Genomic DNA, 21,311 nt, shown 5'->3' on the forward strand with positions numbered 1-21,311 from the left:
GTCAGGATTAGGCGCGACCGTCCGGCCGCGCGTTGACGGATGTCAAAACGCCAACAATTTTTAGGATTTTCGCTGGTTCTCAGACGCCGGGCAGGTGCGTGACGTCGTGATACTGGCCACGGAAGAACAGCAGCGGCGTGCCTTCCTCGCGTCGATCGAGGGCCTCGACCGCGCCGACGACCAGCAGGTGGTCGCCGATGTCCTCGACCCGTTCGATACTGCAATCGATCCAGGCGATCGCATCGTCCAGCAGCGGCAGTCCGGAAGGCGTGTGACCATGCGCCAGTTCGGCAAACTTGTCGTCCGCGCGCGCGGCAAAGCGCTTGCACAGATCAAGCTGTTCCGAACCCAGCACGTTGGCGCAGAAACGCCCCGTCGCGGCGATCTTCGGCCAGGTGCTGGAACGTTTGTCCGGAAAGAAGCCGACCAGCGGGGGATCGAGCGAGATCGAAGTGAACGAGCCCACCACCAGCCCATGCCTTTGCCCATCATCGTCGACGGCAGTGATGACACAGACGCCGGTCGGCCAGGCGCCCAGCACGTTGCGGAAATGGCGGGGATCGATCATCGCGCCTGCCTGTCGTCAAACGCGGCGCGCGTCAACAATCTTCCCGCCGAATTCCTATTCGAAGAAGGCGATGCAGCGCACCTCGATGCTCGAGCGGGTTTTCGCGTCGGGCAGGCTGGTGTCGTGGAACGCCGTGTGCGGGCAGCGCCACGTCACCGAATGGTCGCTGTCCTGGAACTTGAACAGCAGCACGTCGTCCGCCGCCATGTTCGAGAAGTACCACCAGCGATGCCTGTCGCGGTGCCGGAAGATGGTCGCGGCGATCATCTGGTCCTCGCCCTCGACCGGCGCGGTCAGGGCGTCGCCGACGGGAAACTCGTCCACCACGAACAGGGTGTTGGACGCGGTTTCCTCATCGCGCACCGTTCGGCCGTCGCACACTGCCAGCGGCCAGTCCTGAGGACCCGGCGAGAAGGTGCGCCACAACGAGAAGCAGATGTAGCGCTTGTAGCCGGGCCCGTCGGGAAAGCGGTCGGCATAGACGCGGGCGGCGGCGCGGCGGCCGGTCACTTCGTTGTAGTCGACGTGGGCTTCGCCGGCGGGGGGCTGGATGCCGCCGCTATGCTGATAGCCCTGCACCTTTTGCTTGGCGCGTTCGGTAAGGTCGGCCGAGGTGCGGATCATCCAGCCCTGCGCCGCCGTCCTGGCCGCGCCGCACAGTCGCGTGACCAGTTCCTCCACTTCGTCGAGGTAGAGCGCATCCACCGTCGGCTTGTCGTGGAAGTCCGCCACTGCCGAACGATGCCGTCCCAGCGCGAAGCCGTGCACGTCGAGCGTGAAGTGATCGCGGATCGGCATTCCGTCACGCACGACGCATTCGTAGTCGGCATATTCGCCGGTGTTCATCTCGGCGCCCTGCGAGACATAGCGGCGCGTGACGTATTCGCCCTCGGCAAGATAGCGGATCAGTGCCGGCGCCTTGCGCGCGCCTTCCTCGATGTCGTCCGTGACGGCAGCGGTAGCCATGCGTCTCTCTCCCGTGCGGCCATGCCGGCCGCCTTGAACGAAGATTTACACATTTGTGTAAGACGCGCAAGCGTGCCCGCCACTCCACCGGAGCATGCACCTGCAAAGAAACACAAGCCAAACGGCGCATGACGCTGTAAGGGCGGCCGCAACTGCATCGCCAGGCACCGTGTGGGATCGGGCCAGAGCGATTCGCGCCGGACATGTTCCGCGCGCCCGACGCAGACTGACCCTTGGATGATAGTGCCGCCCCCGCGGCAGGAATTGGCGATCTTGACGATGACATTTGCAAACCTCCCCCAACCGCTCGCCGCCGCGCTCGAAGGCCACGGTTACACTGCCCTGACCCCGGTCCAGTCCGCCGTGACCGAAGCCGAAGCCCATGGCCGCGACCTTGTCGTCTCAGCGCAGACCGGCTCGGGCAAGACGGTGGCCTTCGGCCTGGCCATGGCCGGCGAACTGCTGGGTGACGAAGCCACGCTGCCCTTCGCCACTGCCCCCCTCGCTCTCGTCGTCGCGCCCACGCGCGAACTGGCGCTGCAGGTGAGCCGCGAACTGACCTGGCTCTACGCCCCCACCCAGGCCCGCATCGCCACGTGCGTCGGCGGCATGGACCCCTCGCGCGAACGCCGCGCGCTGTCGCACGGCGCGCATATCGTCGTCGGCACGCCGGGCCGCCTGCGCGACCATCTCGAACGCGGCGCGCTCGACCTGTCGGCGCTGCGCTGCGTCGTGCTCGACGAAGCCGACGAAATGCTCGACATGGGCTTCCGCGAAGATCTGGAAGAACTGCTCGACGCCACGCCCGAGGGCCGCCGCACGCTGCTGTTCTCGGCCACCATGCCGAAGCCGATCGAGGCGCTGGCCCGCCGCTATCAGCGCGATGCCCTGCGCATCTCGACCGTCGGCGAAGCGCGCGGCCATGGCGACATCGCCTACCGCGCCGTCGCCGTCGCCCCGGCCGAGATCGAGGCCGCCGTCGTCAACCTGCTGCGCTTCCACGAGGCGGAAACGGCGATGCTGTTCTGCGCCACGCGCGACAACGTGCGCCGCCTCCACGCCACCCTGGTCGAGCGCGGATTCACCGCGGTTGCCCTTTCGGGCGAGCACAGCCAGTCCGAACGCAACAACGCGCTCCAGGCCCTGCGCGACCGCCGCGCCCGCGTCTGCGTCGCCACCGACGTCGCCGCGCGCGGCATCGACCTGCCCTCGCTCAGCCTCGTCGTCCACGTCGAGATCCCGCGCGATGCCGAAACGCTCCAGCACCGGTCGGGCCGCACCGGCCGCGCAGGCAAGAAGGGCACCGCCGTGCTGATCGTGCCCTTCCCGCGCCGCCGCCGCGTGGAAATGATGCTGCGCGGCGCGCGCATCAACGCCGATTGGGTCGACGTCCCCACCCCCGAGGCGATCCGCGCCCAGGACCGCGAGCGCCTGCTCGAGACGATCCTCGCCCCGGTGGAAACCGACGAGGCGGACATGGAGATCGCCCGCACCCTGCTTGAACAGCGCACGGCCGAGGAACTTGCAGCGGCGCTGGTTCGCGCCCACCGCGCCGCCCTGCCCCAGCCGGAGGAGCTGCTTTCCGGCACCGACGAAGGACGCAAGCAGGCGACCCATCGCGCCGGGTTCGAGGACGTGGTCTGGTTCCGCATGGACGTCGGCCGTCGCCAGAACGCGGACCCGCGCTGGATCCTGCCCACGCTCTGCCGTCGCGGCCACGCGTCCCGCCAGGAAATCGGCGCGATCCGCATTGCGCCCAACGACACCTGGTTCCAGGTTCCCCGCGCCATTGCCGACCGCTTTGCCGACGCGGTCCGTCGCACAGCCGATCCCGAGGGTGGAGACGAGAACGGCATCCACATCGAACCCGCCCCCGACGGTCCGCGCGAAATGGCCCGCGACAATCGCCGTGGTGCCGCCAATGACGGGCCGCGCGGCCCCCGCCGTCCGATGCGCGGTCGCCCCGAAGGCAAGCCGCACCGCAAGGGCCCGCCGCGCCAGCGGGGCTAGGCCGTAAACTCATAGAGGGCACCATCGAGGCGCCGGGCACGAAAAAGGCGGCAGGTCCAAATGGACTTGCCGCCGCTCGGTGTTCCGGATCGGGCCTCAGCCCAGGATCTGTAGAACGATTTCCCGCAATTCGCGCTGCGAAAGGACGGGGGAAGTGCGCTTCGGCGCCGTATGGGCCGGTGCCGCGAAGAGCGGCTTGTTCAGCGCAATGTTCGAATTAACGTACTGGGTATTCATCAAATTCCTGAAACTACTTTGGAAAATCAGCGGCGTCGTCTGACGCCGCCGGGGCCACCACCGCCCACCTTTTCACGGTAGACAATACGGCCCTTGGTAAGATCGTACGGCGTCATCTCGACGCGTACGCTGTCGCCCACGATCGAGCGGATGCGGAACTTGCGCATCTTGCCCGCGGTGTAGGCGATGATGCGATGGCCGTTTTCGAGCATGACGCCAAAACGGCCATCGGGGAGGATCTCGTCGATCACCCCTTCGAGGGTCAGGAGATCCTCCTTTGCCATCGTGTCAGGCCGACTGGAGGTTGACGGCGCTGGTCTTGCCGCGCTTGTCGGTTTCCAGCTCGTATTGGACGCGCTGGTCCTTGTCGAGGGTAGCCATGCCCGAACGCTCGACAGCGCTGATGTGGACGAAGTTGTCCGGAGCGCCGCCATCAGGAGCGATGAAGCCATAACCCTTGTCGACATTGAAGAACTTTACGGTGCCTACTGGCATGGGTGTTTCCTTTCACGAAAACAGAAATGACCCGCCACCGGATCCGGCGTCGGGGCTTGTAGCGTGTGAAAGGAAGGAACAGCCTGAGGCCGCAAATTCCGTCGCAGGCGACGATAGCCTCCCGCAAGTGGGGGCTGGATGACGGAATGTCAAGGCAATCCGGCAGATTCGCTGGCCGAAAGGCGCGGCGGCCGCCGCTGCCTGCCGGCACGCTGGCGACCGAAAAGCCCGCCCTGCCTTATTCCTCGCCCATCCGCAGCGCGGCGATGAAGGCTTCCTGCGGGATTGATACGTTGCCGTACTCGCGCATGCGGGCCTTGCCCTTCTTCTGCTTTTCCAGAAGCTTCTTCTTGCGGGTGATGTCGCCGCCATAGCACTTGGCGGTCACGTCCTTGCGCATCGCGCTGATCGTCTCGCGCGCGACGACCTTGCCGCCGATGGCCGCCTGGATCGGGATCTTGAACAGGTGACGCGGGATCAGGTCCTTGAGGCGCTCGCACATGTGCCGCCCGCGCGCCTCGGCGGCGCTGCGGTGGACGATCATCGAAAGCGCATCGACCGGCTCGTTGTTGACGAGGATGCTCATCTTGACGAGATCGCCCTCGCGCAGGCCGACCTGCTCGTAGTCGAACGAGGCATAGCCCCTGCTGATCGACTTCAGACGGTCGTAGAAATCGAACACCACTTCGTTGAGCGGCAGTTCATAGGTCACCTGCGCACGCCCGCCGACATAGGTCAGGCCGGTCTGGATGCCGCGGCGATCCTGGCACAGCTTGAGAACCGAGCCGAGGTATTCGTCGGGGGTGTAGATCGTGCCCTTGATCCACGGCTCCTCGATGGTCTCGATCCGGCTGGGGTCCGGATAGTCCGCCGGATTGTGCAGCAGTATCTCGCGCGCGTCGTCGTTTCGGCTGGCGCGAAGCTGGATGCGATAGACCACCGACGGCGCAGTGGTGATCAGGTCGAGGTCGTATTCGCGGCTCAGGCGCTCCTGGATGATTTCCAGGTGCAGCAGTCCGAGGAAACCGCAGCGGAAGCCGAAGCCCAGCGCCGCGCTCGATTCCATCTCGAAGCTGAACGAGGCATCATTGAGGCGCAGCTTCGCAATGCTTTCGCGCAGCTTCTCGAAATCGGCGGCGTCGACCGGGAAGATGCCGCAGAACACCACGGGCTGCACTTCCTTGAAGCCCGGCAGCGCTTCGCTTGCGCCCTGTTTCACCGTCGTGATCGTGTCACCGACGCGCGCCTGCGCCACTTCCTTGATCTGCGCGGTGATGAAGCCGATCTCGCCCGGCCCCAGTTCGTCCAGCGTCTCGATCTTGGGGCGCATGCAGCCCACGCGGTCGATCAGGTGCTCGGTCCCGCCGGCCATGAACTTGACCTGGAGGCCTTTCCTGATGACGCCATCGATCACGCGCACGAGGATGACTACGCCGAGATAGGGGTCGTACCAGGAGTCCACCAGCATCGCCTTCAACGGCGCGCTGCGGTCGCCCTTGGGCGGCGGAATGCGCTCGACCACGGCGTCCAGAACCTCCTCGATGCCGATGCCCGACTTGGCGCTCGTCAGCACCGCGTTGCTGGCATCCAGGCCGATCACGTCCTCGATCTCGGCCTTGACCTTTTCCGGTTCGGCGGCCGGAAGGTCGATCTTGTTGATGACCGGCACGATCTCGTGGTCGTGTTCGATCGACTGGTAGACGTTGGCCAGCGTCTGCGCCTCGACACCCTGCGCCGCGTCCACCACCAGCAGCGCGCCCTCGCAGGCGGCAAGGCTGCGGCTCACTTCATAGGCGAAGTCGACGTGGCCCGGCGTGTCCATCAGGTTGAGCTGATAGGTCTTGCCGTCCTTGCCCGTGTAATCGAGGCGTACGGTCTGCGCCTTGATGGTGATCCCGCGCTCCTTCTCGATGTCCATGTTGTCGAGAACCTGCTCGGACATCTCGCGCTCGGTAAGGCCGCCGGTGTACTGGATCAGGCGATCCGCCAGCGTCGACTTGCCGTGGTCGATATGGGCGATGATGGAGAAATTGCGGATAAGCGCGAGGTCGGTCATGTCGGTCTTTGAAATGGGAGCGGTGCGGTGCGCAACGCAGGGCCGTTAGCAGGACTGGCCCCGCGAGTCACGATGCGCGCTGGCGTCGCCTCAAAATCGACCTCAGCAATGATTCATTACAAAATGGCGTCTCGTTCGCGAAAACAGAAACACGCCTGCAACGATAAATTTTAAATATATTTATCAACCTCTTGGTGCAAAATCATCGCCTTGTGACGGCTCCGTCACCCGTCAATTTCGTGTCACATATTCGTCATTTTGCGGCCCTAGCCGAAACGCATTCGCAAACGACGGAGCAGGGCAGTGACGGGATCGAAGGCTTTCAGGGCGGCATTGGCGGCAAGCGTGTTCGTCGCTGCCCCGCAGATTGCACGGGCGGCGGAAGACCAGTCCGCCAGGATCGCCGATCTCCAGCGCCAGGTCGATGAACTCAAGGCCATGGTCCTCGCGCTCAAGGCCGCGCAGGGCGCCACGCCGGCCACCACCGCGGCCGCAGCTCCCGCAACCGCCCCGGCTGCCCCGGTTGCGGTGCAGCCCGTGCAGCTTGCCGCCGCGCCCGCCCCTTCCGCACCCCCGTCGGTGCCGGCTCCCGAGAAGAAGAAGGCCTGGTACGAAAAGCTCCAGCTCCGCGGTTACACCCAGCTTCGCGTGAACGAGATCGTCTCCGGCCCGAAGAGCGCGCCCTCGGGCATCTCGCGCCTGCGTTCGGTGCAGGACAGCGGCATCAACGATACCGGCAACTTCTCGATCCGCCGTGCCCGCCTTGTCGTCCAGGGCGACATTTCCAACCGCGTTTCGCTCTACATGCAGGGCGATCTTTCGGCGGCGGTCAACAACCAGTCCGGCACCGAGCCGCGCCAGCACTTCTTCCAGATGCGCGATGCATATGCCGACGTGTTCCTCGACAAGAAGAAGACGCTCAAGCTGCGCCTTGGCCAGTCCAAGGTTCCGTTCGGCTGGGAGAACCTCCAAAGCTCGTCGAACCGCATCCCGCTAGACCGCACCGATGCGATCAACGCGCCCGTCCCGGGCGAGCGCGACCTCGGCGCGGTCCTCTATTACACTCCGCTGCGCGTCCAGAAGATCTGGGACGAACTGTCGCACGACGGGCAGAAGCTGTTCGGCAACTACGGCGCCTTCGCGCTGGGCGTGTTCAACGGCCAGGGCACCAACCGCACCGAACGCACCGGCGGCCTGATGACCGTTGCCATGGCGACGATGCCCTTCCGCCTCGACGGCCTCGGCCTCGACGGGCAGGTCGCCGAATTCGGCTTCACCGCGATGCGCAACCAGGTCCGGCCCGAAGTACGGTCCGGCGGCGTTTCGACGCTGTCCTATGACGACAACCATGTCAGCGTGCACGGCATGATCTATCCGCGCCCGTTCGGCATCCAGTCGGAATGGACCTGGGGCAAGGGTCCGCAATGGGATGCGGCGACGTCCTCGATCCAGGCAAAGCGTGCGACCGGCGGCTATGTCATGGCGATGTACCGCATGCCCGAAACGCCCGTGGGCCAGGTCATCCCTTTCGCGCGCTGGCAGAAGTACCGTGGCGGCTGGAAGGGCGCGACCAACGCGCCCCGGCTGGAGACCGACGAATACGAGGTTGGCGTCGAATGGCTTCCGCTCAAGGAACTCGAAGTCACGCTCGGCTATGCCAACGTCCACCGCAACGAGGCCGACGAACGGCGCACGGGCCGCGCCAAGGGCGATCTGGTGCGCGCGCAGGTGCAGTGGAACTACTGACCGGGACGGCAGCGCCGCGCGGTTGCCGCGCGGCGCCGACCGCCTGACCGGTCAGGATGCCGCCAGCACGCTCGAAAGACGGAACAGCGTCTGCGCCGTGGGGCCATTGGCATAACGGACCCGGTACTGCGTCGCGTTGGCATAGTTGCCCATCGTGCGCACGCTCAGCGTCGCGGCGGTACTGGCCGAGACGGCAGTGCTGGCCACCTGCTGCCAGGTCGATCCCGTGTCCAGCGTCTGGTCGATGAACAACGTACCGGCCACGTCGGAAAAGGCGGTGGCGGCGAAGAACGTGTGGTGCGTCGACGAGAGGAACCGGCCGGTGCCGTTGAAGGCGGCCGACGCAGCCATCACGCTGGTGCTGTCGGTATAACCGATGTTGCCGTTGACCGAACCCGTCACCGAGACAGAGCCCAGCGCCGCGCTCCCCCCGGCCAGCGACGTGCCCATGATCGTCAGCGGGCGACGCTTCAGCACCAACGACACGCCCACCGTGCCGCTCCCGTAGGTCGAGACCCGGACCCGGACGAAAGCCGATGCGCAAGTGAAGGCGAACAGGCCGGCGGTGTTCGTCGTCAGCACCGGCGCCGATGTCGCTGCGGTGACCGCCATTACCGGCATGGCTACCCAGGTCGTGCCATCGTTCGACTGCTCGTAGGTCAGCGTGCAACCGGTGCCCGCCGACGTCACCTGGAAGGTACCGCCGCCAAAACCGGTGGTCGGGCTCGACACCACCGTCGTCGCCGACGTGGCCGTGCCGGCAACTGTCAGGTTGTCGGAAACGTCGTCGACGAAGACGTTGCCGATGTGGTTGCTGCCGGTCGGCAAGGCCGAGATGCAGGCGCGGTAGATCGCCGAGAGCCATCCGGTCAGCCCCTGCCCGCCAGTAGGCATCGTCGTGCCGGTCACCGCCGCGCCAGCGGGCTCGAGGCTGGCAATGGACGGCGCGATCGCCACCGGCAGCGGTGCAGACGGCGTGACGATCTCGGTCGCCCCGTTCGCACTGGCAAACGCGACGGCGTTGACCGGGGTATAGCGACCGGGGAACGTGATTTCAGGGTTTGGCATCGAAGTCTCCATAGTCTCTGGAACATTCGACCGAATTAGATAACCACGTTGGTTCGTGTAGGAAAACGGAAATCGCATCGCGCCGGACCAACGCCACGTCGCCCCCACGGCACGTCTCGCCGCACCAGGCGCGATAAGACGGATTGTTCATCCGACGTTGTGGATCGGGCGTCGATGCTCGCGGTTGTCAGATCGAGCCCCAGGCGGGCCGTTGAAATTCAAAGGGAGCAATCCATGAAGAAAGCCATCATCGCGGCCACCCTCGCCGCCGTCGCCATTCCCGCCGCACCGGCGCTCGCGGATCCGCCGCACTGGGCCCCGGCGCACGGCTATCGCGACAAGCACCGCAGCATCTACGACAGCCGCGGCCGCTACATCGAGCCGCGCCGCATCTCGCGCGACGACTACGTCTGGCGCGGACGCGACGGTCGCTACTACTGCAAGCGCAGCAACGGCACGACGGGCCTGATCATCGGTGCTGCCGGTGGCGCGCTGCTGGGCCGTGCGATCGACACCCGCGGCGACCGCGCGATGGGCACCATCCTCGGTGCGGCCGGCGGCGCACTCCTCGGTCGCGAGATCGAACGCAGTGGCGGCCGCTGCCGCTGATCGGTCGCTCGATAAGCCACGAAACACGGGGCGGAGCCGCAAGGCCCCGCCCCTTTTCACTTGCCCCGCAATTCCTTCACCAGTGCCGGCGCCGGATAGATCACTTCCAGCGCGTGCTGCACCGCCGCCGCGCTGACGACCACCGTCCGGTTGACGTCCCCCTGGTAGCCATAGTTGCCGCCGATGGAATGGATGTTCCCGTCAAACGCCGCACCGATCACCGTCCCGGACCTGTCGATTACCGGTGATCCGGAATTGCCGCCGATGATGTCGTTGGTCGTGACGAAATCGAACGGCACCGCCTTGTCGATCCGTGCCTCGTTCGCGGCAAAGGCGCTGGCCAGATCGAACGGTTCGGCCCCCGTCGCCCGCTCGAACGCGCCGCCCAGCGTGGTCACCGCCGCCACATCAATGCCGCGCTCCTTCCAGCCCTGCACCTTGCCATAGCTGATGCGCAGGGTGAACGTCGCATCCGGGTAGATCCTGTCGCCATAAGCGAGGAACCGCGCATCGGCGAGCGTCGCCCCGGCCTCGGCCAGCGGACCGGCGTAGCGTTCGTCGACCAGTTTCTTGAGCTCCCGCTCGCGCGCGTCGATGGCGCGGGCATAGACGATCATCGGATCGCTCGATGCCTCCACCGCCTTGCGCCCGCCTTCCCACAGCGCGCGGCGCACCGCCGGGTCCGCCAGCGTGGTTCCACCCACAAGTCGCTCGGCCAGGGCCTCAGGCGATTCCCGGCCCAGCAGCAGCCGGGTGTCAGCATCGTCCGCGCCAAGGTATTCGCGCGCCTTTGAAAGGCTCCAGGCCATCTCGACCTGTTCCAGCCAGGGATAGACCGGCGCTTCGTCCAGCAGCGTCTTGGTGGTCAGCTCCAGGTTGCTTTCCGTATAGCCCGGCAGGCGATCGGCATCGGGCTTCTCGCGCTCGGCCGTGCCCTGAACGATGGTCTGCGCATAGCCCATCAGCGAACCCCACGGCACGATGAACCGCCAGGGCACATAGAGATCGCGATAGGCTTTCACCGCCCTTGCCGTGTCGGCCCAGGGATCTCCGATACCCGGCTTGCCCAGCGACTTCGCTTTCAAATCCGCCTCGGCCTCGGCCAGCATCTTCAGGAACGCCGGGTCGTTCAGCGCCTTCTGCCGCCCGACATAGACCTTCAGGCTGTTCTCGATCCCGAACAGTTCGTCCGCGCCTTCGCGCTTCGCCTGGGGGCTGCGTTCCATTGCGCCGATCAGCCGACCGCGCAGCTCCGACAGGATCGTCGTGGTCAACGGCAGGCCCACTTCGCGCTGGAAGGCGATCTGTTCCGAGGTAAACAGCCGTTGCGTCGACCCGGGATTGCCCACGACGAACGTCGCCTCGCCCACTTGCGGCGCGCGCGGGTTCCACTTCAGGAAGGATTTCACCTTCACCGGCCGACCGTTCTCGTAGGCGCGAAGGAACGCGGCATCGAGCGCATAGCGCGGATAATTGAAGTTGTCCGGATCGCCGCCGAAGAACGCCGCCTGGAACTGCGGCGCCCATGCCAGCCGCACGTCGGCATACTTGCGGTAGGTATAGAGCTTGTATTGCCCGCCGCCGAACAGCGTGACGACCTCGCACCGGGTGGTCGCGGCGTCCCTGCATCCCTCCTTCTCGATCCGGGCCGCCTCCGCATCGCGCGCCTTGACCAGCGCTTCACCTGTGGCCGTGCCGATCGCCGCCCTGACGCGCGCGGTCACGTCCCCGATCGCGGTCACCACTTCGGCCTGCTGACCGGGGCATTTCAGCTCCTCCTCGCGCCGGACAGGCACGAAGCCGAGCTTCAGCAAGTCGTTCTCGTCCGTCGAATTGTCCTGCGCGCACTCGACCACGCAGTGATGATTGGTCAGGATCAGCCCGTCCGGCGATACGAAACTGGCGGAACAACCACCGGTCAGCCGCACCGCCGCCGCCTGCACCCGGTCCAGCCACCTGCCATCCGGCGCCCAGCCGTAATCTGCCTGCATCTTCGCGGACGGAAAGGCATCGAAAGTCCACATGCCCTCGTCGGCGCGGGCCGGTCCGGCAAGCAGGAGCCCTGCCAATGCGGCAAGCGATGCCGGAATACGAAGGTCAGCCATTATCGACAGCCTTTCCTGCACAATTGGTTTCAAACGCAATCTCCCCCTTCGCACGGGGCAAGGCAGATGGAAAGATACACTATTACATAACCCCATCGACGATTAATCCTTGCGACAGGTTTCGCTTCGCATAGTCTCGTCATATGTGGCTCCTCGACCAGATGCTCAAACGGCTGATCCGCAAGGGTCGCCTTGTCCTCATCGACCACGACGGGCGCGAATACGCCTACGGCCAGCCGGAAGCCCCACCCCTTACCATCCGCCTGACCGACAAGGGCGCCGCGATGCATATTGCCAAGGACCCGCGCGTCGGCGCGGGCGAGGCCTACATGGATGGCCGCCTCGTCGTCGAACCGCCCCACGACATCCGCGACTTCATTCTCCTTGCAATGGACAACGCCAAGTCCTCCGGCGGGATTGACCGCAAGGGGCCGCTGCGCAAGGCCGCCGAAGTACTCGTCTCGCGCGTGGACCAGATCAACGAGCGTGCGCGCGCTTCGAAGAACGTGGTCCACCACTACGATCTCACCCGCCAGTTCTACGAGCTGTTCCTCGACGAGGACCGGCAATACACGATGGCCTATTTCCGCGACCCGGCGAACTCGCTGGAACGCGCGCAGGTCGACAAGAAGGCGCTCATAGCCGCCAAGCTCCGCCTCGAACCGGGCCGCGCCGAAGGAATGCGCGTGCTCGACATCGGCTGCGGCTGGGGCGGCCTCGCGCTCTACCTCAACCGCCACTTCGGCTGCGAGGTGCTCGGCGTCAGCCTCGCGCCGGACCAGATCCGCTTCGCCCAGGAACGCGCCGAGGCTGCGGGCGTGGCAGACAAGGTCAAGTTCCAGCTCATCGACTACCGCGACGTCGAGGGCCAGTTCGACCGGATCACCAGCGTCGGCATGATCGAACACGTCGGCGCCCCGAATTTCGGCGAATACTTCGCCAAGACAAACGACCTCCTCGATCCCGACGGGATCATGCTCACCCACACCATCGGCCGCACCGGCCCTCCCGGAACCACCGACAAGTGGACGCGCAAGTACATCTTCCCCGGCGGCTACATCCCGGCGATGAGCGAACTCGTCGCGGCGCTCGAAAAGACCGGCTGGGAAGTGGGCGACGTCGAGGTCCTGCGCTACCACTACGCCTACACTCTCGCCGAATGGTACCGCCGCACCACCATGCACCGGGACGAGATCGTCGCGCTCTATGACGAACGCCTGTTCCGCATGTGGCAGTTCTACCTTGCCGGCGCGGAACAGAGCTTCCGCCACGGCGGCATGGTCAACTTCCATATCCAGAGCGTGAAGCGCCGCAGCGCCCTGCCGATGACGCGCGACTACATGCAGCAGGAATGGGCGCGGCTCGCGGCGCTGGACGAAGCGCCGGAATGGCACCTGGAACGCAAGGCGGCGGAGTAGCGCCTGCCGGCAAGTGTCAAGCAATCCGCATTGCGCTCCCCACCCAAATCGAGTGAACTGCCTACCGATAAACGGAGAGGCACAAGCTTGACCTGGGAACCCGAAATCGAGGAACTGCGCCGCCGCGAGGCCATGGCGGAGCAGATGGGCGGTGCCGAAAAGGTCGCGCGCCAGCACGCGCGCGGCAAGCTTGACGCCCGTGCCCGCATTGCCGGGGTCGTCGATGCCGGCAGCTTCCGCGAGATCGGCAAGATCGCCGGCAAGGGCCGTTACGGCCCCGACGGCGAACTGCTCGACCTTGCCCCCTCCAACCTCATCTTCGGCCGCGCCAACGTCGAAGGCCGGCCGGTCGTCGCCTCGGCCGACGACTTCACCGTGCGCGGCGGCGCGGCCGATGCCGCCATTGCCCGCAAGTTCATCCAGTGCGAACAGATGGCGCACACCCTGAAGATCCCGCTCATCCGGATGATCGACGGGACCGGCGGCGGCGGCTCGGTGCGGACGCTCGAGGATATCGGGGCCACCTATGTTCCCGCAACGCCAGGCTGGGGCGATGTCGTCAGGAACCTCGACACCGTCCCAGTTGTCGCCCTGTCGCTCGGCCCCACCGCCGGGCTCGGCGCGGCGCGCGTCGTCGCCAGCCACTATTCGATCATGGTCAAGGGCCTCTCGCAGCTCTTCGCCGCAGGCCCCGCCGTCGTCGCCGCCATTGGCGAGGACCGCGACAAGGAAGGGCTCGGCGGCAGCGCCATCCACACCCGCAACGGCGTGGTCGACGAGGAAGTCGCCAACGAGGCCGAAGCCTTCGCCCGCGCCCGGCGCTTCCTCTCCTATCTGCCAAGCCACGTGGGCGGCGCGGCGCCACGCACTGTCGCAGCAGACCCGACGGACCGCCGCGAGGACTTCCTGATCGACCTCGTCCCGCGCGAAGCCAAGCAGGTCTATTCGATGCGCCGCCTGCTCGACGCGGTGGTCGACAAGGGCAGCCTGTTCGAGATGGGCCGGCTCTGGGGCCGCGCCGTCATCACCGCATTTGCGCGGCTGGACGGCTGGCCCGTTGCCGTCCTCGCCAGCGACCCCAGCTACCTCGGTGGCTCATGGGATGCGCGCAGCAGCGAAAAGGCGGAGCGCTTCGTCAAGCTGGCCGACCAGTTCCGCCTGCCGCTGGTCCACATGGTCGACAACCCGGGCTTCATGATCGGCCACACCGCCGAAAGCACAGGCACGATCCGCTATGGCGTGCAGGCGATGAACGCAATCTACAAGGCCACCGTGCCGCTTTGCTCGGTGATCGTTCGCCGCGCCTATGGCATTGCCGGCAGCGCGATGAGCAATGCAGAGGCATTCCAGTACCGCTTTGCCTGGCCATCCGGCGACTGGGGAAGCCTGCCCATCGAAGGCGGCATCGAGGTCGCCTACAAGTCCGAGATCGAGGCTGCCGAAGACCCCGCCGCCCATCTCGGGGCTATCCGCGACCGGCTCAACCGCGTCCGCTCCCCCTTCCGCACGGCAGAGCGTTTCGGCGTGGAAGACATCGTCGATCCCCGCGACACCCGCCCACTGCTGTGCGAATTCGCCAATCTCGCCTGGCGCACGCTACCCTGAGGCACCGACGTCACCCCGCCGACAGCAGTTCAGCCGCCGCCGGCGCTTCCTCCAGAAGCTCGATCAGCCCGCGTTCATGGCGTGAAAGCCAGCGCGTCGCGCGCGGCAGGCGCAAGGTGCGCCGCCATTCCTCCTGCCGCTCGACAAGCGCGATGACTGCGGGGTGGACATAGCTCTTGCGCGCGATGGCCGGGGTATTGCCGAGGTGGTCGGAAACGTGCGCCAGCAGGTCCTTCAGCGGCACCCGCCCCTGCGCCCCCGCCAGCAGCGCAAATGCCAGCACGCTCGCCCGCCATGTGCGGAAGTGCTTGGCGGTGAAGTCTTCGCCCATTACCTCGCGCAGCCATTCGTTGACCTCGGCCGAACCGACCGGACACGGATCGCCATCCTCGTTGACGTACTGGAACAGGTTCTGTCCCGGCAGGTCCTGCATCTTGCGCACGAAACGCACCAGGCTGCGGTCGGTCAGCCGCATCTCGCGCTCCTTGCCGGACTTGGCGCGAAAGCGCAGGCGCAGGACCTGCCCCTGCACTTGCACGTGGCGCATTCTCAGCGTCGTCGCGCCGAAGCTCCTGTTCTCCCGGACATAAGCCTCGTTGCCGATGCGGATCGCCCCGGTATCGAGCAGGCGCACGATGCTGGCGATGCAGCGCTCGCGGCTGAGCTGGCGCGAGGCCAGCTCTTCGCCGACCCGCGCCCTCACCAGCGGCAAACGGCGGCCGAATGCGGCGCAACGGTCGAACTTCTCGCCCTCGCGCTCGGCACGGAAATCGGGGTGATAACGGTACTGCTTGCGCCCCTTGGCATCGATGCCAGTCGCCAGGATATGGCCGTTGGGCGCCGGGCAGAACCAGGCGTCGCGATAGGCTGGCGGCAGCGCGATCGCGTTCAGCCGGTCGATCTCGTCGCGGTCGGTGATGCGCCGCCCCTCGGCATCGAAATAGGCCCAGCCCCTGCCGCTGCGACGGCGGGTCACGCCGGGCAGGCTGTCGTCCGCGTGGACCAGACGGGGGACCAGACGGGACTTGCCGCGAGGCCGGGAAAGAGCTTTGCTGTCCATCATCCACGCGAACGGACCGGAAGCCCTTGCGGTTCCGTGCCCAACGCTTCAATATAGTGTGCAACACTAACAATATCCCCAAGGAGCAGGCGATGTCCTCAGAGTACGTTCCCCCGAAGGTCTGGAAGTGGGACAAGGCCAACGGCGGCGCCTTCGCCAGCGTCAACCGCCCAGTCGCCGGCCCGACGAGCGAGCGCGAACTGCCGGTCGGCAAGCATCCTTTCCAGGTCTATTCGCTCGGCACGCCCAACGGGCAGAAGGCCACGATCATGCTGGAAGAACTGCTCCAGCTGGGCTTTTCCGAGGCCGAGTACGACGCCTGGCTGATCAAGATCTTCGAAGGCGACCAGTTCACCAGCGGCTTCGTCGACATCAATCCGAACTCCAAGATCCCGGCCATGGTCGACCGCTCGGGCCCTGAACCGTTCCGCGTCTTCGAATCCGGCGCCATTCTGATGCACCTTGCTGAAAAGTTTGGCGTTTTCCTGCCAACTTCCGGCCCCGCCCGCGCCGAGTGCCTATCCTGGCTGTTCTGGCAGGTCGGCTCCGCCCCGTTCATCGGCGGCGGCTTCGGCCACTTCTACAACTACGCCCCGATCAAGATCGAGTACGCGATCGATCGCTATGCCATGGAAACCAAGCGCCTTTTCGACGTGGCCAACCGTCGCCTCGCGGAAAGCCGCTATCTTGCGGGGGACGAATACACGATCGCCGACCTTGCCACCTACACCTGGTTCGGCAACATCTACCGCGGCGAAGCCTACGGCGAGGCGGCGACCTTCCTGTCGATGCACGAATACGAACACGTCGGCCGCTGGGTCGGCGAGATCGACGCGAGGCCGGGGGTGCTGCGGGGGCGGTTGGTGAACTCCAGCAAGGGCCTGGCAGAGCGTCACGACGCGAGCGATTTCGACGCCCTCCCGCCGGAATCGTTGCAAGCGATCGTCAAGGGCTTCTGAACCCGCCTCGAGACCGGCGAACGACACCTTGGGGACCCTCGTGTCACTTTAGGTGTCGTTCAGGTCACCCCTTTTCAACGCCGTTTCCCGCGCTATAAGCGCGCCTCCTGCTGGGGCGTCGCCAAGTGGTAAGGCACCGGTTTTTGGTACCGGCATTCGCAGGTTCGAATCCTGCCGCCCCAGCCAGCGGAAATCCTTGGGGCAAGAGTTAGCCCGCGATGATCCCCGGGCATCTTCCGCACCCCTTTCCGCCCCTACCCATGGCCCCCCATGCGAAAAGGCGCGGACCGCAAGGGGGCGGCCGGGAAGCGCTGGCCAGCACGGGCAGAAATGGTTGACACATAAGTAACCATGCTAGCGCCCGGGAAACCACGAAAAAGGCTTGGCGTGCGACGAGACAGGCTCCGGCAATTGTCAGGAGTCTTGAAATGAACCTCAGTAACGTAAGCATGTCGTCGTTCGGGGCACCACCCCGATCCCCTCGGGAAGACATGGATGGCAGGATCGATGCCGCGGTGGCGGCGGGCGCGCTATCGGAAGTCGATGCGACCGCAATCGAAACCGCGCTCGACAATATCGACACGGCGCTCAAGTCCTCGTCTTCAACGTCCTCGGGCCAGAACCCGCTCGATCCCTCGGAAATGAAGTCGCGCGTGGATAGCCTGATCGACGAACAGGTCGACAATGGCACGCTCACAGACGAACAGGCCAGCGAACTTCAGATGCTCTTCGCTGCCGGCCCGGGTGGTCCGGGCGGCCCTCCTCCTCCACCCATGGCTGTGTCGAGCGACGCCACCACAGCCAGTTCGGAAGAGTCGCTCGTTTCCGCGCTCGCCGAATCCGCCGCAACGTCGACCTCCTCGTCCAGCGCTTCGGATTCGGCCAGATCGACTTCCGAATCTAGCACCGAAACCGACAAGCTCGCACTGCTTGAGGCCTTCCTCGACAGCTTGCGCGCAGCGGAAGCGGACAGACGTGGAACCTATGGCCCGCAGCCGTCGGGGCAGCGAAGCGACAGTTCCGCCGGACAGGTGGTCAACCAGTACATCTGATCAGCGGCCATGCCCTCCCGGTGCGGGGGAGGGACAGGGACCTGCCGCATCAGAAGTTGTCGCCTCAGAGGTTATCGCGCCAGAGTGTCGTACCTGCGCGCCATGAGACGCCGACTTCGTGCCAGTATCCCGCGATCTTTTCCTGCGGGGCGATGTCCAGCAGTTCCTCGACCGGGCTGTCGAAATAGTCGAGATCGAAATCGCCGCGGAAGCAGCGGCCGAAGTCCACGTCGTAGCTCGACATCGTGACGACTTCGTTCAGGCTCTGGCTGCCGTCGGTCTCGATGGCGGGCATCCAGCGATTGTGCGCCATGGGATGGCCGTTGACGAAGCCGGGACGTTCGCAGGCCTCAGTGATGGTGAAGCGGCCTTCGGCGAGCCTTCTGTCGAACGCCGCAAGGGTCACGCCGAACGTGCCGCCCGGCTCCAGTCGCGGCCCGGCCTTGCCGACATTGACCGGACGGCTCATGTGGATCGAGCCCAGCTTCTTGGGATAGCCCTGGTGCTGCCCGCGCAGCATCGCGAACTCCTTGTCGACCCAGATGTAGACGCAGCGCGAGTAGGTCTTGCCCTGGAACTTGCAGCGGACGACGATGAACATCTCCTTGTACTGCACGCGGATGGGGTCGAGCAGTTGCGCCGGATCCTCGCCGGTTGACTGCCAGTCGGCCCAGATCGCCGCCACGGCGCCGGGATCCTCGTCGGCCAGAGTGAAGCCTTCCGGCAGGAGCGCGGCGACCTTGGCCGGGTCCGTGCGATATTCCAGCGTGATGAGTTCACCCGAATAGTGCCACGGCACCGGCGGCACGATGCTGGCCTTGCCGGTGGGGGTGCGCGGGTAGAACAGGCCCTTCAGATCGGTCATGGAATCCTCGGCGAATTTGCAGTCGCCCCGTTCTAGCGACCGGCAGTGGCGAAGCTTGGCCGCAACGGCCAAAGCCTGCGCGCCTTCCCCGCCCTATGATGCCGGCCAGACCAGTCGTTTCACGATCCCGATAGAGGCCCCGCCATGACCACCGAATACCGCCGCATCCTGCTTGATGGCTACCCGATCCTCACGACCCTTCAGGGCGGCGAGCTGGTGACGAGGGACGGACGCAGCATCGGCGTCGACGAGGCGGTGCACCTTGCGCCCTGCAATCCGTCCAAGATCATCTGCGTCCATCTCAACTACCACAGCCGGGTGCAGGAGTTCATCACCAAGCTTCCGCCCGCGCCCACCTATTTCCAGAAACCGCTGACCGCGCTCAACACCCACAAGGGCGCCATCGTGCGCCCCGAACGGTGCAAGTGGCTGAACTACGAAGGCGAGATCGCCATCGTCATCGGCAAGACCTGCCGCAACATCTCGCCCGCCGAAGCCGGCGACTACATCCTCGGCTACTCGGTCGCCAACGACTATGGCCTGCACGACTTCCGCGATACCGACGCCGGCTCGATGCTGCGCGTGAAAGGCTCGGACACGCTCTGTCCGATCGGCCCCGGCCTCGTCACCGGGTGGGACTTCCGCGACAAGATGATCCGGACCTATGTGAACGGCGTTCTCAAGCAGGAGGACAATACCAGCAACATGGAATGGGACATGCACTACCTGGTGGCCGACATCGCACGGACCATCACGCTGGAACCGGGCGATGTCCTGCTTTCAGGCACGCCGGCCAACAGCCGCCCGGTGCAGATCGGCGACGTCGTGGAGGTCGAAGTGGACGGCCTTGGACGGCTGTCGAACACCATCGTCCACGGCCCCACGCCAATCCGCGACGATTGCGGCGCCCAGCCGACCGAAAGCGAAGAGGTGATTTCCACCGCGATGGGCGGAGACTGGGAATTCCGCGGCGTCCGCGCGGCTGGCGGCCAGGGTGCGGCCTTCTACGAATCCGCGCTCAACGAGAAAAAGTAGGGAGTAAAGCGCGGTGGCCGACGCAACGCGGTTCTACATCGGCGGCGAATGGGTCGCCCCTTCGACGAGCGTGACGACAGACATCGTCAATCCGGCGAACCGGTCGGTTGTAGGCCAGGTCGCGCTTGGCGGACCGGCCGATGCCGAGGCGGCCATTGCCGCTGCAAGGGCTGCGTTTCCGGCCTGGTCGGCCACGACCCGCGAGCATCGGCTTGCGGTCCTCGAACGGATCAATGCCGCGCTCATCGCCCGCGCCGACGAGATCGGCGATGCGATCATGGCGGAAATGGGGGCGCCCCTGGGCCTTGCGCGCGGCGCGCAGGCGGGATCGGGGCCGCAGCATTTCGAAGAGACGATCCGCGTCCTGAAGGACTACGCCTTCGAAACGCCGCTCGGCACGACCCTGCTCCAGCGCGAGGCCATTGGCGTGTGCGTGCTCATAACGCCGTGGAACTGGCCCATGAACCAGATCGCGACCAAGGTTGCGCCAGCGCTTGCCGCCGGATGCACCATGATCCTGAAGCCAAGCGAAGTCGCACCGCTCGACGCCGCGATTCTGGCCGAGATCATCGACGAGGCCGGCCTGCCGGACGGCGTGTTCAACCTTGTGCATGGCACGGGGCCCGGAATCGGCGATGCGCTGACCGGGCATCCCGATGTCGACATGGTCAGCTTCACCGGATCGACCCGCGCGGGGATCGCCATAGCAGCCAATGCCGCACCGACGATCAAGCGCGTGGCGCTGGAACTGGGCGGCAAGAGCGCGAACATCCTGCTGCCGGACGCCGATCTGGCAAAGGCCGTCCCGGCCAGCGTGCGCGGCTGCATGCTGAACACCGGGCAGAGCTGCAATGCTCCGACGCGCCTGCTCGTACCGCGCACCACCCTCTCGCGCGTCGAGCATCTGGCAAGGGAAGCGGCGGAGGCAATCGTCGTGGGCATGCCGACAGACAATCCCCACATGGGCCCGGTAGCCAACGAGGCCCAGTATCGCCGTGTCATCGCACTGATCGAGCAGGCGTGCCACGAAGGCACGCAGCTGCTGTGCGGCGGCGTGGAGCCGCCCAAGAGCCTTGAGCATGGCCTGTTCGTCGCGCCGACCATTTTCACGGACGTCGCCCCCGACGCCACCATTGCACGCGAGGAAGTGTTCGGGCCGGTACTCGCCATCATCCCCTACGAAACCGTCGACGAGGCCATCGAGATCGCCAACGACAGCCCCTATGGCCTGTCCGGATATGTCTGGGGCGACCCCGACGCCGCGCGCAACGTGGCGCGGCGGATGCGGACGGGGATGGTCCACGTCAACGGCGCGTCGCTCGACAGCGCAGCGCCTTTCGGTGGCTACCGGATGTCGGGCAACGGCCGCGAATGGGGCGTCTGGGGCCTGGAGGAGTTCCTCGAGGTGAAGTCCATCTACGGCGGCGCCTGAGCCCAGGTAATGGCCGCGACGGGCG

18 protein-coding genes and 1 tRNA gene are annotated in these 21,311 nt (G+C 65.8%); 10 read left to right on the forward strand and 9 right to left on the reverse strand.

Annotated features, from left to right (window positions below):
• Nucleotides 1-79: 79 nt before the first annotated feature.
• A complete protein-coding gene (locus SARO_RS13015) occupies nt 80-568 on the reverse strand; it encodes a flavin reductase family protein (protein ID WP_011446224.1) in 489 nt (162 codons plus the stop codon).
• Between the two features lie 54 nt (nt 569-622).
• The gene (locus SARO_RS13020; RefSeq protein ID WP_011446225.1) at nt 623-1,534 is read right to left on the reverse strand and encodes a CmcJ/NvfI family oxidoreductase; all 912 of its coding nucleotides are present in this window, start codon (nt 1,532-1,534) and stop codon (nt 623-625) included.
• A gap of 279 nt (nt 1,535-1,813) precedes the next feature.
• Between SARO_RS13020 and SARO_RS13025 the strand changes: the two genes are divergently transcribed.
• On the forward strand, nt 1,814-3,544 hold the full coding sequence (locus SARO_RS13025) for a DEAD/DEAH box helicase (protein WP_041550371.1): 1,731 nt from the start codon (nt 1,814-1,816) through the stop codon (nt 3,542-3,544).
• A 263-nt stretch (nt 3,545-3,807) separates the two neighbouring features.
• On the opposite strand, the gene infA is transcribed toward SARO_RS13025, so the two are convergent.
• The 3 genes from infA to lepA all read right to left on the reverse strand — a co-directional run bounded on the left by infA (nt 3,808) and on the right by lepA (nt 6,332).
• Nucleotides 3,808-4,065: a translation initiation factor IF-1 gene (gene infA / locus SARO_RS13030; protein ID WP_011446227.1), complete on the reverse strand. Its 258-nt coding sequence runs from the start codon at nt 4,063-4,065 to the stop codon at nt 3,808-3,810.
• Between the two features lie 4 nt (nt 4,066-4,069).
• Nucleotides 4,070-4,276, reverse strand: coding sequence for a cold-shock protein (locus SARO_RS13035; protein ID WP_011446228.1), 207 nt, complete (start codon nt 4,274-4,276; stop codon nt 4,070-4,072).
• A 238-nt stretch (nt 4,277-4,514) separates the two neighbouring features.
• Nucleotides 4,515-6,332, reverse strand: a complete 1,818-nt coding sequence (gene lepA / locus SARO_RS13040) for a translation elongation factor 4 (RefSeq protein ID WP_011446229.1) — start codon at nt 6,330-6,332, stop codon at nt 4,515-4,517.
• A 303-nt stretch (nt 6,333-6,635) separates the two neighbouring features.
• Here lepA and SARO_RS13045 point away from each other — a divergent pair, with 303 nt between their 5' ends.
• Nucleotides 6,636-8,078 (forward strand): porin, encoded by a 1,443-nt coding sequence (locus SARO_RS13045; RefSeq protein ID WP_011446230.1) that lies wholly within the window; start codon nt 6,636-6,638, stop codon nt 8,076-8,078.
• 51 nt (nt 8,079-8,129) lie between these two features.
• On the opposite strand, the gene SARO_RS13050 is transcribed toward SARO_RS13045, so the two are convergent.
• A complete protein-coding gene (locus SARO_RS13050; protein ID WP_011446231.1) occupies nt 8,130-9,146 on the reverse strand; it encodes a hypothetical protein in 1,017 nt (338 codons plus the stop codon).
• A 234-nt stretch (nt 9,147-9,380) separates the two neighbouring features.
• Here SARO_RS13050 and SARO_RS13055 point away from each other — a divergent pair, with 234 nt between their 5' ends.
• Nucleotides 9,381-9,755 carry a glycine zipper 2TM domain-containing protein gene (locus SARO_RS13055; protein ID WP_011446232.1) on the forward strand — a complete coding sequence of 125 codons (375 nt, stop codon included), beginning with the start codon at nt 9,381-9,383 and terminating at the stop codon, nt 9,753-9,755.
• A gap of 56 nt (nt 9,756-9,811) precedes the next feature.
• Here the strand turns inward: SARO_RS13055 and SARO_RS13060 are convergent, their stop codons facing one another.
• A complete protein-coding gene (locus SARO_RS13060) occupies nt 9,812-11,860 on the reverse strand; it encodes a S46 family peptidase (protein WP_041550375.1) in 2,049 nt (682 codons plus the stop codon).
• Nucleotides 11,861-12,003: 143 nt separating this feature from the next.
• On the opposite strand from SARO_RS13060, the gene SARO_RS13065 reads away from it, so the two are divergent.
• Complete coding sequence (locus tag SARO_RS13065; protein WP_011446234.1) at nt 12,004-13,278, forward strand: SAM-dependent methyltransferase; 1,275 nt, start codon at nt 12,004-12,006, stop codon at nt 13,276-13,278.
• A gap of 87 nt (nt 13,279-13,365) precedes the next feature.
• Nucleotides 13,366-14,883 (forward strand): acyl-CoA carboxylase subunit beta, encoded by a 1,518-nt coding sequence (locus tag SARO_RS13070; RefSeq protein WP_011446235.1) that lies wholly within the window; start codon nt 13,366-13,368, stop codon nt 14,881-14,883.
• A gap of 10 nt (nt 14,884-14,893) precedes the next feature.
• Here the strand turns inward: SARO_RS13070 and SARO_RS13075 are convergent, their stop codons facing one another.
• The gene (locus SARO_RS13075) at nt 14,894-15,946 is read right to left on the reverse strand and encodes a DNA topoisomerase IB (RefSeq protein WP_011446236.1); all 1,053 of its coding nucleotides are present in this window, start codon (nt 15,944-15,946) and stop codon (nt 14,894-14,896) included.
• 89 nt (nt 15,947-16,035) lie between these two features.
• On the opposite strand from SARO_RS13075, the gene yghU reads away from it, so the two are divergent.
• The 3 genes from yghU to SARO_RS13090 all read left to right on the forward strand — a co-directional run bounded on the left by yghU (nt 16,036) and on the right by SARO_RS13090 (nt 17,954).
• Nucleotides 16,036-16,902, forward strand: coding sequence for a glutathione-dependent disulfide-bond oxidoreductase (yghU, locus tag SARO_RS13080; RefSeq protein ID WP_011446237.1), 867 nt, complete (start codon nt 16,036-16,038; stop codon nt 16,900-16,902).
• Nucleotides 16,903-17,013: 111 nt separating this feature from the next.
• A tRNA-Gln gene (locus tag SARO_RS13085) sits at nt 17,014-17,088 on the forward strand.
• A gap of 242 nt (nt 17,089-17,330) precedes the next feature.
• Nucleotides 17,331-17,954 carry a hypothetical protein gene (locus SARO_RS13090; RefSeq protein ID WP_011446238.1) on the forward strand — a complete coding sequence of 208 codons (624 nt, stop codon included), beginning with the start codon at nt 17,331-17,333 and terminating at the stop codon, nt 17,952-17,954.
• A gap of 64 nt (nt 17,955-18,018) precedes the next feature.
• Here SARO_RS13090 and SARO_RS13095 read toward each other — a convergent pair whose 3' ends face one another.
• Entirely contained in the window at nt 18,019-18,819 is an 801-nt protein-coding gene (locus SARO_RS13095) for an acetoacetate decarboxylase family protein (RefSeq protein WP_011446239.1), read from the reverse strand.
• A 144-nt stretch (nt 18,820-18,963) separates the two neighbouring features.
• On the opposite strand from SARO_RS13095, the gene SARO_RS13100 reads away from it, so the two are divergent.
• Both SARO_RS13100 and SARO_RS13105 read left to right on the forward strand, forming a co-directional pair.
• Nucleotides 18,964-19,854, forward strand: coding sequence for a fumarylacetoacetate hydrolase family protein (locus tag SARO_RS13100; RefSeq protein WP_011446240.1), 891 nt, complete (start codon nt 18,964-18,966; stop codon nt 19,852-19,854).
• A 13-nt stretch (nt 19,855-19,867) separates the two neighbouring features.
• Nucleotides 19,868-21,286, forward strand: a complete 1,419-nt coding sequence (locus SARO_RS13105; protein ID WP_011446241.1) for an aldehyde dehydrogenase family protein — start codon at nt 19,868-19,870, stop codon at nt 21,284-21,286.
• Nucleotides 21,287-21,311 lie beyond the last annotated feature (25 nt).

The organism is Novosphingobium aromaticivorans DSM 12444 (assembly GCF_000013325.1).
Lineage (GTDB): Bacteria > Pseudomonadota > Alphaproteobacteria > Sphingomonadales > Sphingomonadaceae > Novosphingobium > Novosphingobium aromaticivorans.

What these genes read in the sequence shown, in the direction of transcription:
- SARO_RS13015 (WP_011446224.1), bottom strand. Translation starts at nt 568, where the DNA reads ATGATCGATCCCCGCCATTTCCGCAACGTGCTGGGCGCCTGGCCGACC.
- SARO_RS13020 (WP_011446225.1), bottom strand. Translation starts at nt 1,534, where the DNA reads ATGGCTACCGCTGCCGTCACGGACGACATCGAGGAAGGCGCGCGCAAG.
- SARO_RS13025 (WP_041550371.1), top strand. Translation starts at nt 1,814, where the DNA reads ATGACATTTGCAAACCTCCCCCAACCGCTCGCCGCCGCGCTCGAAGGC.
- infA (WP_011446227.1), bottom strand. Translation starts at nt 4,065, where the DNA reads ATGGCAAAGGAGGATCTCCTGACCCTCGAAGGGGTGATCGACGAGATC.
- SARO_RS13035 (WP_011446228.1), bottom strand. Translation starts at nt 4,276, where the DNA reads ATGCCAGTAGGCACCGTAAAGTTCTTCAATGTCGACAAGGGTTATGGC.
- lepA (WP_011446229.1), bottom strand. Translation starts at nt 6,332, where the DNA reads ATGACCGACCTCGCGCTTATCCGCAATTTCTCCATCATCGCCCATATC.
- SARO_RS13050 (WP_011446231.1), bottom strand. Translation starts at nt 9,146, where the DNA reads ATGCCAAACCCTGAAATCACGTTCCCCGGTCGCTATACCCCGGTCAAC.
- SARO_RS13055 (WP_011446232.1), top strand. Translation starts at nt 9,381, where the DNA reads ATGAAGAAAGCCATCATCGCGGCCACCCTCGCCGCCGTCGCCATTCCC.
- SARO_RS13060 (WP_041550375.1), bottom strand. Translation starts at nt 11,860, where the DNA reads ATGGCTGACCTTCGTATTCCGGCATCGCTTGCCGCATTGGCAGGGCTC.
- SARO_RS13065 (WP_011446234.1), top strand. Translation starts at nt 12,004, where the DNA reads ATGTGGCTCCTCGACCAGATGCTCAAACGGCTGATCCGCAAGGGTCGC.
- SARO_RS13075 (WP_011446236.1), bottom strand. Translation starts at nt 15,946, where the DNA reads ATGATGGACAGCAAAGCTCTTTCCCGGCCTCGCGGCAAGTCCCGTCTG.
- yghU (WP_011446237.1), top strand. Translation starts at nt 16,036, where the DNA reads ATGTCCTCAGAGTACGTTCCCCCGAAGGTCTGGAAGTGGGACAAGGCC.
- SARO_RS13090 (WP_011446238.1), top strand. Translation starts at nt 17,331, where the DNA reads ATGAACCTCAGTAACGTAAGCATGTCGTCGTTCGGGGCACCACCCCGA.
- SARO_RS13095 (WP_011446239.1), bottom strand. Translation starts at nt 18,819, where the DNA reads ATGACCGATCTGAAGGGCCTGTTCTACCCGCGCACCCCCACCGGCAAG.
- SARO_RS13100 (WP_011446240.1), top strand. Translation starts at nt 18,964, where the DNA reads ATGACCACCGAATACCGCCGCATCCTGCTTGATGGCTACCCGATCCTC.